Origin of the sequence: Rahnella perminowiae (assembly GCF_019049755.1) — a bacterium.
Lineage (GTDB): Bacteria > Pseudomonadota > Gammaproteobacteria > Enterobacterales > Enterobacteriaceae > Rahnella > Rahnella perminowiae.
The window spans coordinates 1-21,932 of sequence record NZ_JAFMOS010000576.1; the positions used below are offsets into that span (position 1 = coordinate 1).

At 51.6% G+C, this 21,932-nt stretch carries 16 protein-coding genes and 1 other annotated feature; of the genes, 5 read left to right on the plus strand and 11 right to left on the minus strand.

The window, feature by feature from the left end; genetic code table 11:
• Nucleotides 1–111 precede the first annotated feature (111 nt).
• The 7 genes from J1785_RS15805 to dnaX all read right to left on the minus strand — a co-directional run bounded on the left by J1785_RS15805 (nt 112) and on the right by dnaX (nt 8,675).
• A complete protein-coding gene (locus J1785_RS15805; RefSeq protein ID WP_217219822.1) occupies nt 112–1,431 on the minus strand; it encodes an inosine/guanosine kinase in 1,320 nt (439 codons plus the stop codon).
• A gap of 38 nt (nt 1,432–1,469) precedes the next feature.
• The gene (gene hemH / locus J1785_RS15810; RefSeq protein ID WP_129952804.1) at nt 1,470–2,432 is read right to left on the minus strand and encodes a ferrochelatase; all 963 of its coding nucleotides are present in this window, start codon (nt 2,430–2,432) and stop codon (nt 1,470–1,472) included.
• A 351-nt stretch (nt 2,433–2,783) separates the two neighbouring features.
• Nucleotides 2,784–3,428, minus strand: coding sequence for an adenylate kinase (gene adk / locus J1785_RS15815; protein ID WP_129952805.1), 645 nt, complete (start codon nt 3,426–3,428; stop codon nt 2,784–2,786).
• A gap of 278 nt (nt 3,429–3,706) precedes the next feature.
• Complete coding sequence (htpG, locus tag J1785_RS15820) at nt 3,707–5,575, minus strand: molecular chaperone HtpG (RefSeq protein ID WP_217219828.1); 1,869 nt, start codon at nt 5,573–5,575, stop codon at nt 3,707–3,709.
• A 174-nt stretch (nt 5,576–5,749) separates the two neighbouring features.
• Nucleotides 5,750–6,355: a recombination mediator RecR gene (recR, locus tag J1785_RS15825; protein ID WP_015698289.1), complete on the minus strand. Its 606-nt coding sequence runs from the start codon at nt 6,353–6,355 to the stop codon at nt 5,750–5,752.
• Nucleotides 6,355–6,684, minus strand: coding sequence for a YbaB/EbfC family nucleoid-associated protein (locus J1785_RS15830; RefSeq protein WP_013576599.1), 330 nt, complete (start codon nt 6,682–6,684; stop codon nt 6,355–6,357). Before J1785_RS15830 ends, recR begins: the two co-directional genes overlap by 1 nt.
• 41 nt (nt 6,685–6,725) lie before the next feature.
• Nucleotides 6,726–8,675 (minus strand): DNA polymerase III subunit gamma/tau, encoded by a 1,950-nt coding sequence (gene dnaX, locus J1785_RS15835; protein WP_217219824.1) that lies wholly within the window; start codon nt 8,673–8,675, stop codon nt 6,726–6,728.
• Nucleotides 7,326–7,390, minus strand: a sequence feature (DnaX frameshifting element). (Overlaps the previous gene by 65 nt.)
• 320 nt (nt 8,676–8,995) lie before the next feature.
• Between dnaX and J1785_RS15840 the strand changes: the two genes are divergently transcribed.
• Nucleotides 8,996–11,059, plus strand: a complete 2,064-nt coding sequence (locus J1785_RS15840; RefSeq protein WP_129952808.1) for an alpha-amylase — start codon at nt 8,996–8,998, stop codon at nt 11,057–11,059.
• 63 nt (nt 11,060–11,122) lie between these two features.
• Here J1785_RS15840 and apt read toward each other — a convergent pair whose 3' ends face one another.
• The gene (gene apt, locus J1785_RS15845) at nt 11,123–11,674 is read right to left on the minus strand and encodes an adenine phosphoribosyltransferase (RefSeq protein WP_013576602.1); all 552 of its coding nucleotides are present in this window, start codon (nt 11,672–11,674) and stop codon (nt 11,123–11,125) included.
• A 184-nt stretch (nt 11,675–11,858) separates the two neighbouring features.
• A complete protein-coding gene (locus J1785_RS15850; RefSeq protein WP_217139368.1) occupies nt 11,859–12,227 on the minus strand; it encodes a DUF454 family protein in 369 nt (122 codons plus the stop codon).
• 114 nt (nt 12,228–12,341) lie between these two features.
• On the opposite strand from J1785_RS15850, the gene priC reads away from it, so the two are divergent.
• Both priC and rsmS read left to right on the plus strand, forming a co-directional pair.
• Nucleotides 12,342–12,878, plus strand: a complete 537-nt coding sequence (priC, locus tag J1785_RS15855) for a primosomal replication protein PriC (RefSeq protein ID WP_217156990.1) — start codon at nt 12,342–12,344, stop codon at nt 12,876–12,878.
• 95 nt (nt 12,879–12,973) lie between these two features.
• The gene (rsmS, locus tag J1785_RS15860) at nt 12,974–13,147 is read left to right on the plus strand and encodes a pleiotropic regulatory protein RsmS (RefSeq protein ID WP_129952811.1); all 174 of its coding nucleotides are present in this window, start codon (nt 12,974–12,976) and stop codon (nt 13,145–13,147) included.
• A 60-nt stretch (nt 13,148–13,207) separates the two neighbouring features.
• On the opposite strand, the gene mscK is transcribed toward rsmS, so the two are convergent.
• Together mscK and acrR are read right to left on the minus strand one after the other, a co-directional pair.
• Nucleotides 13,208–16,603, minus strand: a complete 3,396-nt coding sequence (gene mscK / locus J1785_RS15865; protein ID WP_217219826.1) for a mechanosensitive channel MscK — start codon at nt 16,601–16,603, stop codon at nt 13,208–13,210.
• 171 nt (nt 16,604–16,774) lie between these two features.
• A complete protein-coding gene (acrR, locus tag J1785_RS15870; RefSeq protein ID WP_129952813.1) occupies nt 16,775–17,413 on the minus strand; it encodes a multidrug efflux transporter transcriptional repressor AcrR in 639 nt (212 codons plus the stop codon).
• Nucleotides 17,414–17,554: 141 nt separating this feature from the next.
• Here acrR and J1785_RS15875 point away from each other — a divergent pair, with 141 nt between their 5' ends.
• Entirely contained in the window at nt 17,555–18,730 is a 1,176-nt protein-coding gene (locus J1785_RS15875) for an efflux RND transporter periplasmic adaptor subunit (RefSeq protein WP_129952814.1), read from the plus strand.
• A gap of 16 nt (nt 18,731–18,746) precedes the next feature.
• Complete coding sequence (gene acrB / locus J1785_RS15880) at nt 18,747–21,899, plus strand: multidrug efflux RND transporter permease subunit AcrB (protein WP_129952815.1); 3,153 nt, start codon at nt 18,747–18,749, stop codon at nt 21,897–21,899.
• The last annotated feature ends 33 nt before the right edge of the window (nt 21,900–21,932 follow it).

Below are 21,932 nucleotides of genomic sequence, written 5' to 3' on the forward strand. Positions count from 1 at the left end.
CGATTATAAAGATGTCTGCATTAAGAGCTGGGGAACACTACCTAAAAACCTTCGTTGGGGTTATTGCGGATAAAAAGTATCGGCGGGGATGAAAATCCCCGCCTTGTTTATTTAACGTTCCCAGTAACTTTCTTCAAGGCTGTCTTCACGTTCCGGCAAGCCACGCGTCAGACGCGGAGAGTGCTGGTTCAGCACCTGATAACTCACGCGGTTTGCGTATTTGCACACCTGGGCCAGAGAGGAATAGGTCAGATATTCACGGGCGTGTTTACTGGAATTCGGCACCGAAGTCCGGTGGAACCCATTCGCGGCAATATCATGCAGCAATGCTGACAGCGCGCCGTCTCCTGCTCCGTTGGTATTCATGATCTTTTCAGGCCCGCCCATATAGGGTGCAATGTGGGAATAAATCTTCAACGGTTGACGGCAACAGTCATGGCGCATGGCGCGGCTAAATTCATACTGGTTAAATTCAGCTATTGCGCCAGGCAGCAGTGGATGTTGGGTGGTGCGTTTGAATTCTTCTTCCGTATAACTCGCCATAAACAGGCCGTTTGGCCCGGCGGTACACAGCACCAAATCAACCCAGTCCAGCGCTTTATCAGCAGCCATCAGCGGATCCCTCAGACCCGTTAGCGCAAATCCCTCATCTTCGTTCATTGCCAGGATCGAGACGTGATCACGCAGGAAATCGCGCCATGCCTGGGGATCTTCCGCGATAACGTACTGGGTGCCCAGCGTCAGTACCACCGGCACATGATACTTTTTCGCGTATTCAATCGCCTGCATAGTCGCTTCCGGCATGGGTTCACCTGGCTTACTGCGCAGCAGATACGATGTCAGTAACAGTGCTGATGCACCGGCAATCACATCTTCCGGTATGCTTTGTGCACGCAGATCGTTCATTTTACCGGGGCTGATAGCAAAGGTACGTTCGCCAGTGTCACTGATGAGGGTAAAGCAGCGGCCAATTGCACCGTCCACGCCTTGCAGGAAGTTAAGATCCACACGGCTGGAGGTGTTGCACAGATAGCGATAGGCATAATCACCAATTTTGACATTGTTGCACATAACGCCAAGCAAAACGGAGCGGTCATCCGCCAGCACCGAATAGTTATGCAACGTGTTACCGACGGTGCCGCCCGCAAACTGATGCGTGATAAGCGCGTTGCTCATCAGTTCCTGATACAGCGTTTCCGACGTCTCATCATCAAGAATATTGGATTCACCCGGTGTCAGCCCGTAGCGGGCAACAAAATTTTCATCAACACGCGCTTCGATATCGACCATCGTCTGGTCAATGCCGGTGATGTACGAAGCACCGGCTTCTGACTCCGGCAGCATGTCCTGCAACATAGAATCACGTAATAAAGGGTCGCGCGCGCTGACCGGAAAATAGTGTTTGGACTTACGTTTACCAGGAAATTTCATCCATTATTCTCGGGGAGTTCAAAAAGCTCAGGCTTCATTCAGAAGTGCTGAGTGACCAGTTGTTGCAGCAAATCAATATGCTCCGGCTGGTCGTTCAAGGCGTCAATATATTCGAAGCGCTCGCCGCCTGCATGAATAAAAATTTCACGATTCTCGCCTTTAATTTCCTCCAGGGTCTCGAGACAGTCTGCCGCGAAGCCCGGACAAAGGATCTGAATATGTTTAACTCCCTGAGCAGGAAGGCCTTTCAGTGTTTCATCGGTGTATGGCGTGAGCCAGGGCTCACGACCAAAGCGGGACTGGAAAGTCAGCATTATTTTGCCCACAGGCAGTTGCAACGCGTCTGTGAGCGCCTGCACGGTATCGCGGCAACGCTGTTCATAATCATCACCTTCCGCCACAAAACGCTTTGGAATACCGTGGAAGGACAACACCAGACGGTCCGGTTCGCCATGCAGAGCGAACGAACGTTCGATGCTGGCTTTCAGTGCGGAAATGTACGCCGGATGCGTGGCGTAATCACGGATAAAACTCATTGAAGGCAGACGACGCTGCGATTTCAGCACGCGCGCAACACCGTCAAAAACTGCAGCACTGGTGGAGCAGGAGTATTGCGGATACAGGGGCAACACCACCATTTTGGTCACACCCTGCGCCAGTAGTTTTTCAATAGGCTCTTTCATGCCCGGCTTACCGTAGCTCATGGCCAGCTCGACCGGCGTACCCGGCAGGCGTTCTGCCAGAGCTTTCTGCTGACGACGGCTGTACACCATCAGCGGTGAACCTTCTTCCATCCACACGGCTTTGTACAGTTTGGACACACGTGGAGAACGCAGCGGCAGGATCACTAAATTCAGTACAGGCCACCACAGCCAACGGGGTGTATCAACCACACGAATATCACTCAAAAATTCAGCCAGATATTTTTTAACGGCCTGCGGAGTCGGAGCCTCCGGAGTCCCGAGGTTGACCAGAAGAACACCGAATTTGGTCTGCGTCATGCTGAATTTCCTAAATTGAAGGCACTGAAGCCAGTGCAAAAAGTTATGGGCGCCACCGTTTATTTGGAGATGCAGTAAAGAAGCGCAGGCCATTGTAACGAAAACAATGACGATCGGAACAACGGCAGAAGCTATCAATGCGAATTGTTATTAATACCCGTTCTATTTCAAAGGCTGATACATTGGCTACGTTCACTCACCCGAATCACTTACTTTAGTAAGCTCATCGGGGCTCCGCCCGCTTGCCGCCGTTCTGCCACTTGGAATATTGGGGTTATGAGGAAGGTGAGGAGCCTTAAAATACAAACGGGGCGACCGAAGTCACCCCGTGATGGCGTGCAGAGCAGACGATCAGCTGAGGATGGCAGCCAGTTCGTCACGCACAGCAGAGACCTGCTGTGTGCCGTCAATTTTGACGTATCTGGTGTTGCCCGCTTCGGCTTCTTTGCTGTAATAAGACACCAGCGGCTCCGTCAGTTCATGGTATTCCACCAGACGTTTACGCACGGTTTCTTCCTGATCGTCTTTACGGGTGATCAGTTCTTCACCGGTGACATCGTCTTTACCTTCCACTTTCGGCGGATTGTACTGGATGTGGTACACACGGCCAGAGCCAGGGTGTACGCGACGACCTACGATGCGATCGACGATCAGTTCGTCCGGCACATCGAATTCCAGCACATAATCAACTTTGATGCCCGCGTCTTTCATGGCATCAGCCTGCGGAATGGTACGAGGGAAACCGTCTAACAGGAAACCCTTGCGGCAATCTTCCTGCTGAATACGCTCTTTCACCAGTGCGATAACCAATTCATCGGTCACCAGTTTACCCGCATCCATAATCTCTTTTGCTTTCTTGCCGAGTTCACTTCCGGCCTTCACAGCGGCGCGCAACATATCACCGGTAGAAATTTGCGGAATACCAAATTTCTCCATGATAAATTGAGCCTGAGTACCCTTACCTGCGCCCGGAGCGCCCAGCAGAATGATACGCATTGCGTAAATCCCCTTGCATGTAATTTTTATGAATCTCGAAAAACGCTCAACCATACCATTCTGAGCACTTTTGCTCAAGGAACAAGCCCTGCTGAAATAGGGGTTAAGCCGGTGCAGACTGGCGTTTTATCCCCTGTTTCGGGCTGGCTACGGCCAGCAGAAGCGTTGTACCGCCTGCAGTGCAAAACCACACGACAACATGAAATCGGGGTCTTTTACAGACAAAAAAAGGGTGTCGTGTTAACGACACCCTTCCGGTTTACAGTTCAATGTGCAAATTACGCCTGAAGCAACGTATTCATACGACGGATGAACAGGTTTGGATCTTCCAGCGTGCCGCGTTCGGCGAACAGTGCCTGATCCAGCAGCAGTTCAATCCACTCACTGAACTGAGTCTCATCAGCGACGTCCGAAGCACGTTTTACCAGCGCATGTTCCGGGTTCAGCTCAAAGATATATTTGACTTCCGGCGCGTCCTGACCGGCCGCCGCAAACAGTTTTGCCATTTGCGTGGTCATTTCGTCAGCGCCCGTGGTGACGATAGCCGGTGTATCAGTCAGACGGTGCGTCAGACGCACTTCTTTCACACGGTCACCCAGCAGGGTTTTCACACGCTCAACAAACGGCTCCAGCGCTTTTTCGGCTTCTTTCTGCTGTTCGTTTTCTTCGTCAGCCAGTTTATCCAGTGACTCGTCGGCCTTGCTGACGGACTGGAAGACTTTACCCTCAAACTCAGTGAGGTAGCTCATCATCCATTCGTCGATGCGGTCAGACAACAACAGGACTTCAATGCCTTTTTTGCGGAACAATTCCAGGTGCGGACTGCTCTTCGCCGCCGCATAACTGTCGGCAGTGATGTAATAAATTTTGTCCTGACCTTCTACCATCGCCGTCACATAGTCTTCCAGCGACAACGTCTGCTCACTGCTGTCGTTGCGGGTGCTGGCGAAACGTAGCAGTTTGGCGATCGTTTCTTTGTTCGCACCGTCTTCTGCCGGGCCTTCTTTCAATACCAGACCAAACTGTTTCCAGAATTGCAGGTATTTTTCATTGTCATCTCTGGCCAGTTTTTCCAGCATTTGCAGAACGCGTTTGGTCAGCGCACTGCGCAGATTCTGAGTAATGCGGCTGTCCTGCAGAATTTCACGGGATACGTTCAGCGGCAGATCGTTGGAATCTATCAGACCACGCACGAAACGCAGGTAGTTCGGCATGAACTGCTCGGCTTCGTCCATGATAAACACGCGCTGAACATACAGTTTCAGGCCGTGTTTATGATCACGGTTCCACATATCCCACGGTGCCTGTGAAGGGATATACAGCAGGCTGGTGTATTCCTGCTTACCTTCAACGCGGTTGTGGCTCCAGCTCAGCGGATCGCTGAAATCATGAGAAATATGTTTGTAGAATTCTTTATATTCTTCGTCCGTGACTTCCGCTTTACCGCGCGTCCACAGGGCTTGCGCCTTGTTGATTTGTTCCCAGGTTACGGTGCCGTCTTCTTCGTTACGGGTTTCGACTTCCACCGGCAACGCAATATGGTCGGAATATTTGCTGATAATGGAGCGTACGCGCCAGTCATCAAGGAATTCGTCCTGATCTTCGCGCAGGTGCAAAGTGATTTCAGTGCCGCGATCGGCTTTCTCGATATCCGCCAGGGTGTATTCACCTTCACCGGCAGATTCCCAGAATACGCCTTCTTCAGCGCTGGCACCGGCTGCACGGGTGCGCACGGTGACTTTGTCTGCCACGATAAAGGCAGAGTAGAACCCCACACCAAACTGACCAATCAGTTGGCTGTCTTTCGCCTGTTCCGAACCGACAGATTGCAGGAAGGCTTTGGTACCGGATTTAGCGATAGTCCCGAGGTTATCAATCACTTCATCACGGCTCATACCGATACCGTTATCACTCAGCGTCAGGGTGCGTTTTTCTTTATCAAATGCCAGACGGACATGCAGCTCGCCATCACCTTCATAAAGTTCAGGCGCAGATAATGCACGGAAACGCAGTTTATCAGCGGCATCGGAGGCGTTAGAAATCAGCTCCCGCAGGAAAATTTCTTTGTTTGAATACAGGGAATGGATCATCAGATGAAGCAGTTGTTTTACTTCAGACTGGAATCCGCGTGTCTCTTGTCCTTTCATACTCATCAAATTACCTCAATCCAGATACTGTTATTGACCAAATCAGACGTTGAGGAATAAGTGGGGTTACGCGTCAGGCTTTTCAAGCGCAGGGAAAAATTTTTAAGAAGAAATGCAGAGGGATAACGGAACAAAACGGGGCGCAGAGAACCGCGCCCGCATGACAGTCGACAGTCAGAACCGGAAGGGATGACGTCCGGCGAGGGAATGGGACAGCGTGGTACCGTCCACCATATCCAGTTCACCACCAACCGGCACACCATGCGCGATGCGGCTGGCCAGCACACCGTACTGGCCGCACATTTCAGCGATATAGTTGGCGGTCGCCTCACCTTCAACCGTCGGGTTAGTCGCGAGGATCACTTCCTGAATATTTTCACTTTCAAGTCGTTCTTCCAGGCGACCTAAACCGATGTCGTCAGGCCCGATGCCATCAAGGGGTGACAGGTGGCCCATCAGCACAAAATAGCGACCAGAGAACTGACCGGTTTGTTCTATCGCATGAATATCAGCCGGACTTTCCACCACACAAATCTGACCATTTTCTTTGCGCCGTGGGTTGGCACAAATAGTACAGATTTCCTGCTCGGTGAAGGTACGGCAATCGGCGCAATGGCCGATCTCAGACATGGCACGCGTTAAAGACTGTGCCAGCCGCATTCCGCCGCTGCGATCACGTTGCAACAACTGGAATGCCATTCGTTGCGCGGACTTCGGGCCAACGCCCGGCAGGCAACGCAACGCCTCCATTAAAGATTCAAGGAGAGGGCTGGTTTGCATCAGAACGGCATCTTAAAGCCTGGTGGCAATTGCATACCGCCAGACACGGCTGCCATTTTTTCTTTCTGAGTTTCATCGATACGGCGTGCTGCATCGTTGAACGCCGCAGCGATCAGGTCTTCCAGCATATCTTTATCGTCTTCCAGCAGGCTTGGATCAATTTCAACACGACGCACGTTATGCGCACCGTTGATGGTGATTTTCACCAGACCCGCACCTGATTCACCGGTCACTTCCAGCTGAGCGATTTCCGCCTGAGCCTGTTGCATTTTTTCCTGCATTTGCTGGGCCTGTTTCATCAGGTTACCAATGCCGCCTTTTCCAAACATAGTCTTCTCTCTCAGCAATGGCCGCGTCACAATCGCGGCGTTTAAATTGGGCGAATACTTTCTTCATCCAGCTCCGCGTCGAAGAAACGGCGCAAAGTCTGAATGTTGTTATCCGCAATAATAGACTGACGCGCCTGCGCCAGTTTTTCTTCATAAATGGCCTGTCGCCATTCCAGCGGCGTCTTCACCGCCAGATTATCATCTTCCAGCACGGTCAGTTCAACCGGCATCTGATGCAGTGCCGATAAGGCCTCCGTCAGTACCTTTTGTGCAGACGGCGAATTCAGGTGCTTTTGCGACGAACGCAGATGCAGGCAGATTTTGCCCGGTTCCGGTTGCTCGCGGTAGGCATTCAGCGCCAGTTGTTGCACCAGTTTCGGAATGGACATCCGGCTGATTTCAGCCGCCCATTCATCACGTTCAGTCGCTTCTTCTGCCAGACGGGAAGCCAGTTCCGGCGATTTTTCATGTTCGAGCGCGGTGCGCAACGCTTTCGGCGTCGCCACCGGTTCCGGTGCGACTTCCGGTTCCGTCATCGCTTTCCAGCGATAGGCTTCTTCTTTTATTGGCGCGGCGGGCTCTTTCTTCACGGCCAATGTCTGCGCACGTTCAGTCACCGAAGCGAGGCGCTCCAGTGCTGAGGTTGCCGGCCGCGCTTTTCCTGGCGCTGCCGGCTCAGCTTTTTTTGGGGTGGTACTCCCCTGCCTGAGCAATTGTGTTCGCGCCTGTAGAAGTTGCGCAGTGGTATCCGGCATCGCCGCCGGTTCTGCATTCCCCGGCGGCGGCGGAGCATTATAGTTTGGTTGCGGCGGTGCGTTACGCGGCGCTGCCGGTTGCGATGGCGCTGGTGTCGCCACATTTGCCGGGGTTGCGACGGGTTGCGGAGCCGGTTCAGCAATAATCACTTTCGGATGGAAGGCCAGAGCGCGCAGCAGCGTCATTTCGACGCCCATGCGTTTGTCGGGCGCATACGCCAGCTCTTTGCGGCCAATCAGTAAAGTCTGATAATAAAGCTGCACATCAGCTGGCGGAATGACACGCGCGAGCTCACGCAGGCGTTGCTCAATAGCTGCGTAATGATTATCCAGCACGGACGGCAGGAGCTGAACCATTGCAATACGGTGCAGCAGCGCCAGCGTCTCCACCAAAAGATTTTCCCAGTCGACCCCACGGGATGCGGCCTGTTCGACCTGCGCCATCATCTGACTACCGTCGGCGCTGACCAGCGCTTCGAGCATGGCCAGCGGCTGCTCGTCGTCCAGCGTACCAAGCATTTGTGCCACGGTTTCAGTGGTGACGGCACCCTGTCCCATCGCGATTGCCTGATCGGTGAGACTTAACGCATCACGCATACTGCCGTCGGCAGCGCGGGAAAGCAGTTGTAAGGCACGCGGCTCAGTGGTGATGGTTTCCTGGGTTAATACATGTTCGAGCTGTTTGCGGATCTGTTCAGCATCCAGCGCTTTCAGATGGAACTGCAAACAACGCGATAAAATGGTGACCGGCAGCTTTTGCGGATCCGTGGTCGCCAGCAGGAATTTGACGTGTGCAGGCGGCTCTTCCAGCGTTTTCAACAGCGCGTTGAAGCTATGACGCGAAAGCATGTGCACTTCGTCAATCAGGTAAACTTTGAAGCGGCCACGCGCCGGTGCGTATTGCACGTTATCCAGCAAATCGCGGGTGTCTTCGACTTTAGTACGCGATGCGGCATCGATCTCAATCAGATCGACAAAACGGCCCTGCTCGATTTCACGGCAGTTATCGCACACGCCACAAGGCGTGGAGGTGATCCCGGTTTCGCAGTTAAGCCCTTTCGCCAGCAGGCGGGCGATGGTGGTTTTGCCCACGCCACGGGTACCGGAAAACAGGTAGGCGTGATGGATGCGCCCGAGCGACAGGCCATTGGCCAGTGCGGTCAGCACATGTTCCTGTCCGACGACGTCGGCAAAAGTTTGGGGGCGCCACTTACGGGCAAGAACCTGATAGCTCATTAACACTTCATCGTTGATTTATAATGATTAATTTGACGATACACGAAAAAACATCGTTTAACCCGTCTTTCTGCGCGGGTCTGCGAAACGGAGACTGAAGACTCAGCATAATGATGCCTGAGCCAGACTGCCACTGCATAGTGTACCAGCAGGGTCGCCCTCATTCCTATTACTTTACTTTTGCATACCGCGTCGCAGTTTCTCCCCCTTCCTTCTCCTCCTGACAATTCGTCTCACAGGATGAGGGCAAATTTTGCGCACTTACTAAACTGGATTCACCTCTGTTCTGATAATGCTTCCTGCCTTTTGTAAGGAGAGCCATGAAACCCCTGACACTGCCTTTATTATTGCTCGTTTGCCCCGCCGCACAGGCCAGCTGGACGCTGCAAGGCTTTCCCGGTTTCGCCGAACCGGTCAGCGGCATATTCACCAGCCACACCACGTTACCAAAAGGGCAACGTACGCTTGAATTACATCAGGATAATCAGTGCTGGCAACCGTCTACCGCGATAAAGCTTAACGAGGTGCTGTCGCTGCAACCCTGCAAAAGCCACCCGCCGGTTTACTGGAAACAGTTCCGCTCCGGAGATTATCAGGTGCGAATTGATACCCGCAGCGGTACGCCAACGCTTCAGCTCAGTCTGAATACGGCGGAGGAATCTGTCGCTGCCGTGGCGAAAACCTGTCCGCGTCAGGATGGGAAACCGCTGATTGTCGATGTCTCCGGCACTTTTGCTGAGGGTGAAACTGTTCGCGATTTTTATTCCGGCCAGAGCGCCACAGTAACAAAAGGCCACATCACCATGATGCCCGACCCGGCCAGCGGGGGTTTGCTGTTACTGGAATCAGCAGAGCGTAAAACGCCAGCCACATTCAACTGGAAAAATGCCACGGTGTATTTTGTACTGACCGATCGTTTCGAAAACGGCAATCCGGAAAACGATCACAGCTATGGTCGCCACAGTGACGGCCTGCAGGAAATCGGTACCTTCCACGGTGGCGATCTGGCCGGACTCACAACCAAACTCGATTATCTGCAACGGCTGGGCGTTAACGCGCTGTGGATCAGTTCGCCGCTCGAACAGATCCACGGTTGGGTTGGCGGCGGCACCAAAGGCGATTTTCCGCATTATGCCTATCATGGCTATTACACCCTCGACTGGACAAAACTCGATGCCAATATGGGTACCGGGGAAGATTTGCAAAAGCTGGTCAGTGAAGCCCACCGGCGTGGGATCCGCATTTTATTTGACGTTGTCGTCAATCACACCGGTTACGCCACGCTGGCGGATATGCAAACCTTCCATTTTGGCTCGTTGTATCTGAAAGGTGATGATATCGCAAAAATGCTCGGCAAAAACTGGACGGACTGGAAGCCCGGCCCTGGTCAGAACTGGCACAGCTTTAATGATTATATCAATTTCGGCGACAAGGACGGCTGGCGTACCTGGTGGGGTGAAAAATGGATCCGTACCGACATTGGCGATTATGACTCGCCCGGTTATGACGATCTGACCATGTCATTAGCCTTCCTGCCGGATATTAAAACGGAATCCAGTCAGGTCAGCGGCCTGCCCGTTTTCTATCGCAACAAACCCGATACGGCCGCACGTGAAATTCCCGGTGCAACACCGCGTGATTATCTGGTCACCTGGCTCAGTCAGTGGGTACGGGACTACGGCATAGACGGGTTCCGTGTGGATACCGCCAAACACGTCGAAAAATCAACACTGGCCTTACTTAAAGAGCGTTCAGCCGAAGCCCTGAAACAATGGAAAGCCGCCAATCCTGCAAAGGTGCTTGATGACGCGCCATTCTGGATGACCGGCGAGGCGTGGGGTCATGGCGTGATGAAAAGCGATTATTACGCCAGTGGATTTGATGCCATGATTAATTTTGATTTTCAGGATCAGGCAGCAGCGGCGCTGAGTTGTTTTGCCAATATCGACACAACTTATCAGCAGATGGCGGAGAAAATGCAGGATTTTAACGTTCTCAGTTATTTGTCATCACATGATACCCGGCTGTTTTTCACTGCCGATGCCAGGGAGTCTCTGGCATTACAGCAGCGTGCCGCAGATTTATTATTACTGGCACCGGGCGCGGTACAGATTTATTACGGCGATGAAAGTGGCCGTCAGTTTGGCCCGACGGGTTCAGATCCTTTACAAGGAACGCGGTCCGACATGAACTGGCATGAACTGACTGGCCCGAAACAGGCTTTACTCAGGCACTGGCAAAAACTGGGAACGTTCAGGGAACAACACCCCGCGGTTGGCGCAGGCGTGCAGAAATCACAGCAAACCGCGCAATATTATGCCTTCAGCCGTCAGCAAGGTGAGGATAAAGTCATGGTGGTCTGGACCGGAGAAAGCGGAAAATAACGGCGCAGAAAGCAAAAGGCCTCGCGTTAACGGCGAGGCCAGTTCATTACCAACGGGTAAAAATCAGTGGCCGTCGAAACAGACCAGGCTGTAACAGTTGATATTTGAATCATTCAGGCGTTTTTCACCGCCCAGTTCCGGCAGATTGATGATGAATGCGGCATCGGTCACTTCCCCGCCCAGACGGCGGATCAGTTTCGCCGTGGCTTCAATCGTGCCACCCGTTGCCAGCAAATCGTCGATCACCAGAATTTTTTCGCCAGGCTGAATAGCATCAACGTGGATTTCAAGGCTGTCAGTACCGTATTCCAGATCGTAGGTTTCGCTGATGGTTTCACGCGGTAACTTGCCCGGCTTACGCACGGGAACAAAGCCCACGCCCAGAACCAGCGCAACCGGTGCGCCAAACAGGAAGCCCCGCGCTTCGGTGCCTACCACTTTGGTGACGCCGGCATCACGGTAACGATCAGCCAGTAACTGAATGCTTGCAGCGTAAGCTTTTGGGTCTTCCAGCAAGCTGGTGACGTCACGGAACAGTATGCCTGGCTTAGGATAGTCAGGGATGGTTTTAATACTGTCTTTAATAAACTGTAGCTGCTGTGCGGTAGCGGTCATAATGTTAATTGCCTGATAAAGCTGCTGTTCATACTTAAACGCGGGCGGTCAAATGTCCCCCGTCATGCCGTGATAAAGCATGTCGTTCAAGGAAGGAAATTGGGAGCGCACCGACGTACGAGATGCCCAAATCTATGCAAAGCTGCTTTAAAAAGCAACCCGCAGCCGGACATGATCGCCTGTTTTATTGCTCAAGGTCAACCACTGGTAATCGCCACATCATGATCAGTAACGCAAACATCATGCAAACCAGTAAAATACGCACCCACAATAACGGCACAAAATAGATCGAAACCGAGAGACTCACCACAATCAGTACGATCGCTTTCGGTTTTACACCTTTCGGTAATGCGCGATGTGTCTGCCAGTGGCGCAGATAGCTGCCAAACCATGAGCGGTACAATAACCACTGATGAAAGCGTGGTGATGAGCGGGCAAAGCACCAGACGGCCAGCAGTAAAAAGGGGGTCGTCGGCAACAGCGGTAGCACCACCCCGAGCGTCGCCAGCACCACACACAACCAGCCTAGGGTAATCAGTAGTACGCGTTTCATGCATTTCCTTCGGTTTCAAACAGACTGTGTAGCCGGTTTGCGGATTCTCAGTGTAAACAAGTGCGCAGAAGCTGGCATACCGGTAAGCTACGCCAGAGTTTAAGGGAGATTATCGTGAGCACAGAACGAATTTTACATGTCCTCGATCAGCAGATCGAAACACTGGCCAGGGAAATTGAACCGATCGGCCATGTTTCCGCCTCGCAGGCGCGGTTTGATGTCGCACTTTTCTCAACCAAAGGTACCCGGTTGCGCGACTATCTGGCAGAAATTAAAACCAATTTGCAGCAACTTAATCAGGAAGTACTCGAGAAACGTTCCGCACAGGTGGCATTTATTGCTGAACGGCTGGTGGCACAAATTACCGCCATGCAGCGCGAACTGGCGACCCAGTCTTTGCGTAAAACACACCAGACACCCGAACGCAAAAGCCATGATAATTATACCAAACTGGCGGAAACTCAGCAGTTCGAGCGGCGTCTGATCGCGATGATTGAAGACCGGGAGACGACGCTGGGCCAGCTGGCTACATTCAGCGATCAGCAGCGGGTGCAGAAGGAGCTGGCAGCACTCGAAGGACGTTTAATGCGTTGTCGGCAGGCACTGGCCAAAATTGAGAGACAAATCGAGCGGCAGGAAAAAGGTTTTTGAATCTTTATCACATTTTTTTAATCCGGCATTCAGGCTAAGCCTTTTCTTATCTATAATAGTAAGTCCAAAACCTGCTAATCATAACGTTGGCCTATATGTCCGTAGAAAATGCGCCCCCCGAACTTCAGCTTGCTGTCGATTTGATTTACCTGCTTGAGTGCAATGAGATTGCCCCTGAAACCGCTCTTGCGGCGCTGGAAATTGTACATCGCGATTATCAGGAAAAGTTAAAGAACAGTAAAAGTACGCTGTCGATCAGCTACCTTTAAGCCAGCCGGCTGCCTGTTTCAGGGGAATCCGTCGCTTTCCCCTGACTGGCACGCTACGCCTCAGACCGGTGAGAAATGGTCCTGCTGATCGCCGGGCTGTCTCAGCACCCTTTTCACTTCCTGAACTTCGCTACCGTCCTGATTATGCAGATACACTTCCAGCTGATTGAACGCGATATTAATGTTGTTCTCGCGGCACAGCTTATCAATGCTGCGGTTGAGTTCATCCACGGTATAACTGCGATCCCCCAGCTCACGCACATACACCCGTAGCTCATGATCAAGCGTACTGGCTCCGAAATTGAGGAAGAACACCAAGGGCGCGGGGTCACTCATCACACGAGAGTTTTCATGTGCCGCCTGCAATAAAATTTCCTTCACTTTGTCGAGATCAGAACCATACGCCACGCCAATTTTGACTAACACCCGGGTGACGGTATCGCTCAGCGACCAGTTAATCAGCCGCTCAGTCACAAAAGCTTTATTCGGGATGATCACTTCTTTGCGGTCAAAATCGATAATCGTGGTCGCACGGATACGGATGCGGCTGACGGTGCCCGAGAATGTCCCGATGGTGACGGTATCGCCAATACGTACCGGACGTTCGAAAAGTATGATCAGACCTGAAACAAAGTTCGCGAAGATCTCCTGCAAACCAAAGCCGAGCCCGACCGACAGCGCTGCCACCAGCCATTGCAATTTATCCCACGAGACGCCGAGCGATCCGAGTGCCGTGACTGCGCCAATCACCGTAATCGAATAGGTCAGGATAGTCGTGATGGCATAGGACGTCCCCTGCCGCAATTGCAGCCGTGATAGCACGACGACTTCAAGCAGCCCCGGTAAGTTTCGTGTTAACACATAGGCCACAATCACCGCCAGAAAACCGAGCAGTAAATTACCCAGCGTCACCGTTTGCTGAATGACCGCACCCGCTACCGTGCTGGAGTAATGCCATAAGGTAATGCTGTCCAGATACGAAATGACCGTCAGTAAATCCGACCAGATCCAATAGAATATGGTCGCGAAAATAAAGAACAGACCCATCGTGGTCAGGCGCAATGACTGTTGGTTGATCTGATCTAACCCGATCTGCGACTCTTCGACCGGCTCGCTGCCTTCCGCGCCATCTTTCGCCGCTATGGTCTGGCGTCGCGCCAGCGCTCGGCGATAAGCCAGGCGCCGTGCGGCCACGCTTAATCCACGCAATGCCGTGAGATAGGTAATGTTCCAGAAAATCAGCAGATACAGACTGTCAATCCAGCGGCCAGCCAGACGCAGCGTGGTGTAAAAATAACCGGTGACCATCAATCCGACAAAGAAAAGCGGTGCCAGCGCAATGGCCGTCACCACCACCAGACGAATACTGTGTGAATCTTTTTCACGCCAGCCATCACGCGCAATCGGGAAGACCAGAACGGCCAGAGCAAGCATTGTCAGGAAAATCACGACCTGACCGATGATGTCATCCACCAGCCCGAGCGGCGCTTTCTCACCGCGTACCGACCAGAAAATCACGGGCAACATCATCAGACTCAGACGAATGACAGAACGACGATAGTGAGCACAGGTGGTTGCCGGCATAGTAAAGTGCCGTTCATTTATGCTGCCAGGTTTGAGAATGCGATAACAAAAGCCCATCACCAGCAGGAAAACCGCCAGCCGTTGCGCCAGTGTCCATAAGAAATCACTCGGATCGATATCACACACTGAAAGCCAGTAGCCGATGCCGAGTATAAGCAGGACGCCCGGCAACACATTCAGTGCCATCAATGCCAGCGCCTGCGGTGTATGCAACTGGCTGTCCCGCTTGAGCTGTCCGACATCTTTACCCAGCATTTCAATCCGCTGATTGATATATTTCCGGCGCCATAACAGCAACAAAATGACAGTTAACAGCGGGATGGTCACCGGCAGAGAATGCAGTGCACCCAGCATCAGTTCGCCCGGCGGAATACTGACATGCAGGCCGCTCAGCTGATTTTTCACTTCATCGGGCAGAGACTTGATGAACTCCCAGTTCATCGGTTTGTTGCTGCTCACCCAAAAAATTTGCTGGGTCAGCGTTTCGGTCAGCGACTGATTGATGCTCAGTAATTGTTGCTGGTTAATCTGTAAGCTGATGGCCAGCGAAAGCTGATTACCGAGTTGTTTATTCAGTTGATCAAGCAACTCCCGTCGCATGTCGACAATCTGATCCAGCGCATCGCTGATATCGCCATTAATGGTTTCTTTACTGCTGCTGACAACGCCCTGAATATAACTGTCGCCCTGGAATAAGGCATCACGCTGCTGATTGATCTTGAATTGTTCAAGACGCAGATCGGCAATATGTGTGCTCATATCGGTTATCAGGCCGGAAGGCGGAATGGTATTTTGCTGTTGCTGATACAAAATGCGCGACAGTAATAAACTGCCCTTCAGCACAGTGATTTGCTCTTTGAGGTCATGCTCAGCCTGAGCCGAACGGTCGAGCCAGTTTTTCACCGTGATGTTTTTTTGCACCAACTGATTGCCCTCTTCCGTTGCGGCAATCAGGCGTTCACTGAGCTGACGGTTAATCCCCAGTTCCTGCGCGACCAGCGGATCATTTTGGATGTTAGAGGTGTCATCCGGACTCTGGGCTTCTTTTGCCGTACGTTCAGACAAAATCAGCCGTTTTCCGTTGACCACTTCCTGCAACAATTGTGCGGTATGTTCCAACTGACTGATGTGTGCATTGGTGTAATCGCGTTGTTTTTGCAGGAGATCCTGCAACGTCGTGTTGGCTTCAAGGCTCTTGCGTTGCAGATCAATCTGCGCAGTCAGCAACGCCTGTTGCGTGACCAGCATATTTTGCTGAGTAGTCCGGAGATCCTGCTGACCGGGCGACATCCCGTTGAGCTGATTACGAATTTTCTGGATGGCCAGTGAATAGGTGTACATCGCGTTTTGTACACGTTCCGGCTGGGTTTGCAGGGAAATCAGTTGGGTATTAAACGTCGATAAATCTTCCTGAGAAGACTGAAGATCATCGAGCGTATCGTTAAGACGATTTTCCAGCTGACGCAGCGACAGCGCAGAAAGCTGCGCTTTATTCGCATCATCTTTCGGGTTGTTTTTGATTTGATCCAGGCCATCCATCGCGCTACGCAATTTTTGCGGGGCTTCCGCGACCTGTTTTTGCAGCTGATTAACTTCCTGCTTCACCCGGTCAAGCGCATCAAGATATTCCAGCGTGTGGATCAGATCCTGTTGCGAAAGTTTATCGACCGGCGTCAGGTTTTTTTGGCGATTTAATGCATCAAGCTGGTTCTGAACTTCATTCCGGCTGGGAATATCATTACTGGCCGCGTGACCGGGAAGGGAGAAAAGAAACAGGGCAATGCAAATCATCCCCGTAAAAAACCCTGTCATCCCCTTTTTTTTGCGGGGAAAAATTACATCAGAAAAAGCGGTCAAAAACCGGATACACATACGTCTGTGCCAACTCATTTACCAAATGAATAATATGGTAACGACAATAACAGTGTTAACAATGAAAGGAAGGAGAAAAGCGTATCTGAATACAACATCAGGGTGGTTATTTAATCATCAACAGGAGAAAAAATTTGCAGGCTTATTAATACAGGAGAAAGTATCAGAGCGTTACTTTACTACGGCGAGAAAGGACGAGTGTCGCAACATATCAATATAGGTATCCACAAATTTCCCGGCATTACCTTCTAAATCAAAGCTTTCAGGGATAAATAACCAGTTTTCCATTAAGCCGGTCAGATAGGCACGTAAAATAATGGCAGCCTGGCGGGTATCAAGATTAGCGGGTAGTTGCTTTTCGTCTATACAGCGCAGGAGAATACGTTCGATTTTACCGTACCCTTCCATATAGAGCGCTTTACGGGCTTCATGGACTGAAGTCATCTCCCCAACAAATTCACATTTATGGAATATAATCTCCATCAATGCCTTACGCTGGCTATCCGTGACGGTGGCGACCAGTATGTAAATAAGGATTTCGCGCAAAATACGCAGTGGATTATTCGGAAACTTTGTCTGATACTCTACTTCGAGCACTTTTATCCGGGATTCATAAGCTTCCCAGATCGCGTTAAACAGTTCCACTTTGTTCCTGAAATGCCAATAAATTGCGCCCCGCGTCACACCGGCTGCATTAGCAATATCAGTCAGTGATGTCGACGATACCCCACGGGCAGAAAATTCGCGCACAGCAGCATCCAGAATGTGTTGTCTGGTTTCCAGCGCCTGTGATTTGGTTTTTCGTGCCATAGGTTTATCTTTCAGGGGAGTTTGATTTACATACATTCTTGAATGTATGTAACATAGCACGCACATACTAAAAGCGCAGCAATGGATTTAGAATGTTGTGATCCATTGGACAATTTGAAATCGGACACTTGAGGTTTATTTATGAACAAAAACAGAGGGTTAACGCCTCTGGCGGTAGTTCTGATGCTATCCGGAAGCTTAGCACTTACAGGATGTAACGATAAAGAAGCTCAACAAGGTGCGCCACAGGCTCCGCAGGTTGGCGTCGTTACCCTGAAAACTGAACCGCTTAATGTGACTACCGAACTTCCAGGTCGTACTGCTGCTTTTCGCATTGCTGAAGTACGCCCACAGGTTAGCGGTATCATTCTCAAACGCAACTTTGTTGAAGGCAGCGACATTAAAGCCGGTACTTCATTATATCAAATTGATCCTGCCACTTATCAGGCCGCGTATGACAGCGCTAAAGGCGATCTGGTAAAAGCTCAGGCAAACGCACAAATTTCCCGTCTTACCGTTACCCGTTACAAGCCTCTGCTCGGCACCAGCTATATCAGTAAGCAAGATTACGATACGGCTGTCGCTACGGCGGCACAGGCTGATGCGGCGGTAGTCAGTGCGAAAGCAGCCGTTGAGTCTGCACGCATCAATCTGGCTTACACCAAAGTCACCTCCCCGATCAGCGGACGCATCGGTAAATCGTCTGTGACAGAAGGTGCGCTGGTGTCTAACGGCCAGACCAATGCGCTAGCGACCGTGCAACAGCTCGATCCTATTTATGTTGACGTGACGCAGTCCAGTAATGATTTCCTGCGCCTGAAACAGGAACTGGCTGACGGTTCACTGAAACAGACAGACGGTAAAGCGCAAGTCAAGCTGCTGATGGATAACGGTAAAGAATATTCACAGCCGGGTACATTAGAATTCTCTGATGTGACGGTTGATGAAACTACCGGTTCCATTACTTTACGCGCCATCTTCCCGAATCCAAATGATGCCCTGCTGCCGGGTATGTTTGTACGCGCGCGTCTTGATGAAGGTGTTAACAACAACGCGCTGCTGGTACCGCAGCAAGGTATCACCCGTAACCCACGCGGTGATGCAACAGCGATGGTTATCGGTGCGGACAATAAAGTTGAACTTCGAACTGTGACGACGACACAGGCGATTGGCGACAAATGGGTTGTGACAGAGGGCCTGAAAAGTGGCGATAAAGTTATCGTGACAGGTCTGCAAAAAATTAAGCCAGGCGTACAGGTTACTGCACAGGAAGTCGATCAAAACGCAGCAGCGCCCGCTACAGCGACGAAGTCTTAATAGGAGCCGGTAATTCATGGCTAAGTTTTTTATAGATCGTCCCATCTTTGCATGGGTGATTGCGATCATCATCATGTTGGCCGGGGGATTGGCAATTCTTAAATTGCCGATTGCACAGTATCCAACCGTTGCGCCACCGGCTATCCAGCTGACCGCAACTTACCCGGGCGCGGATGCGCAGACGGTACAGGATACCGTCACTCAGGTTATTGAACAGAACATGAACGGTATCGACAACATGATGTACATGTCGTCGACGAGTGACTCGTCCGGTACTGTTCAGATTACCCTGACTTTTGCTTCCGGTACTGATGCGGATATCGCACAGGTACAGGTGCAGAACAAACTGCAGCTCGCAACGCCGTTGCTGCCGCAGGAAGTTCAGCAACAGGGTATCTCCGTTGAGAAATCGAGCAGTAGCTTCCTGATGGTTGCTGGCTTTATTTCTAACAATGGTTCAATGACTCAGGATGATATTGCCGACTACGTCGGTTCCAACGTCAAGGACCCTATCAGCCGTACCGCCGGTGTGGGTGACGTTCAGCTGTTCGGTGCTCAGTACGCAATGCGTATCTGGATGGATCCGAACAAGCTGAACAACTTCCAGCTGACGCCGGTTGATGTCATCAATGCCATTAAAGTCCAGAACAACCAGATTGCTGCCGGTCAGTTAGGCGGTACGCCACCGGTTCCGGGACAGCAGCTGAACTCTTCTATCGTGGCTCAGACACGTCTGAAATCACCGGATGAATTCGGCAAAATTATCCTGAAAGTGAATCAGGACGGTTCTCAGGTTCGCCTGAAAGATGTGGCAAAAATTGAACTCGGTGGTGAAAACTACGACGTTATTGCCCGCTTCAACGGACAGCCGGCTTCAGGTCTTGGGATTAAACTGGCGACCGGTGCTAACGCCCTGGATACTGCAGCGTCCGTGAAAGCTACGCTGGCTAAACTGGAGCCATTCTTCCCGTCTGGCTTGCAAGTTGTTTATCCGTACGACACCACGCCGTTCGTTAAAATCTCGATTAAAGAAGTGGGTAAAACGCTGTTCGAGGCCATCGTCCTGGTATTCCTGGTGATGTTCCTGTTCCTGCAAAACTTCCGTGCAACCCTGATCCCAACGATCGCGGTCCCGGTGGTCTTGCTGGGTACCTTTGCCATTCTGGCAGCGTTCGGTTACTCGATAAACACCCTGACGATGTTCGGGATGGTGCTCGCGATAGGCTTGCTCGTTGATGACGCCATCGTCGTGGTCGAAAACGTCGAACGTGTCATGGTCGAAGAAGGTTTGCCACCAAAAGAAGCCACCAAAAAATCCATGGAACAGATCCAGGGAGCGTTGGTCGGGATCGCGATGGTGCTGTCTGCCGTATTCATCCCGATGGCCTTCTTCGGCGGTTCAACCGGTGTTATTTATCGCCAGTTCTCCATCACCATCGTTTCTGCCATGGTGCTGTCAGTTCTGGTGGCGATGATCCTGACGCCTGCGCTTTGTGCGACCATGCTCAAACCGGTCGCTAAAGGTGAGCATCACGAGAAGAAAGGTTTCTTCGGCTGGTTCAACAAAAAATTCGAGCAAAGTACGCACCACTACACCGACAGCGTGGGTAACATTCTGCGCAGCACCGGTCGTTATCTGGTGATTTATCTGCTGATCGTTGTCGGCATGGCATTCCTGTTTATCCGCCTGCCAACCTCCTTCCTGCCGGAAGAAGATCAGGGTGTATTCCTGACCATGGCGCAGTTGCCAGCAGGTGCAACCCAGGAACGTACACAGAAAGTGCTCGATGAAGTCAGCAACTACTACCTGACGAAAGAAAAAGCTAACGTGAATTCCGTGTTTACGGTTAACGGCTTCGGTTTTGCAGGTCGTGGACAGAACACCGGTATCGCGTTTGTCAGTCTGAAAGACTGGTCAGAACGTAGCGGCGCTGAAAACAAAGTTCCTGCTATTGCAGGCCGTGCAATGGGCGCATTCAGCACCATTAAAGATGCACTGGTGTTCCCGTTCAACTTACCGGCTATTGTTGAGTTAGGTACGGCGACAGGCTTCGACTTCCAGCTGATTGACCAGGCTAACCTTGGGCATGACAAACTGACGCAGGCACGTAACCAGTTGTTGGGCATGGTTGCTCAACACCCTGACTTGCTGACTCAGGTTCGTCCAAATGGTCTGGAAGATACGCCACAGTTCAAAATCGAAATTGATCAGGAAAAAGCAACGGCACTTGGCGTTTCTATCTCCGACATCAACACCACATTGGGTGCATCGATTGGTGGTAGCTACGTCAACGACTTCATCGACCGTGGTCGTGTGAAGAAAGTGTATGTGCAAGCTGAAAATAAATACCGTATGTTGCCTTCGGACATTAACAATCTGTATGTCCGTGGCAGCGCTGGACAGATGGTACCGTTCTCCGCTTTCTCAAGTGCGAAATGGGAATACGGCTCACCGCGTCTGGAACGTTATAACGGTTTGCCATCAATGGAAATTCTGGGCCAGCCAGCGCCGGGCAAAAGTTCGGGTGCTGCCATGGCAATGATGGAGTCTCTGGCTTCTAAATTGCCAAACGGTATCGGCTATGACTGGACCGGTCTGTCTTATCAGGAACGTCTGTCAGGTAACCAGGCTCCGGCCTTGTATGCTATCTCCCTGATCGTCGTATTCTTGTGTCTGGCAGCATTGTACGAAAGCTGGTCAATACCGTTCTCGGTCATGCTGGTGGTTCCGCTCGGTGTTGTGGGTGCACTTCTGGCAGCGACAATGCGTGGTTTGAGCAACGACGTATACTTCCAGGTGGGCCTGCTGACTACCATCGGGCTGTCCGCGAAGAACGCCATATTGATTGTTGAGTTCGCCAAAGATCTTATGGATAAAGAAGGCAAGGGCCTTATCGAATCAACACTTGAAGCGGTTCGTATGCGTTTGCGTCCGATTCTGATGACTTCCCTGGCGTTCATCCTCGGTGTTATGCCGCTGGTTATCAGCTCTGGTGCAGGTTCCGGTTCTCAGAATGCTGTAGGTACCGGCGTTATGGGCGGGATGATCACAGCCACCCTGCTGGCGATCTTCTTTGTTCCGGTCTTCTTCGTGGTGGTTCGCCGCCGCTTTGGTAAGAAGAATGAGAATACCGAACATACCCACAAAGTAGAGCATCCGACGCTATAACCGGATATCTACTCTGAAAAGGCCGCTTATGCG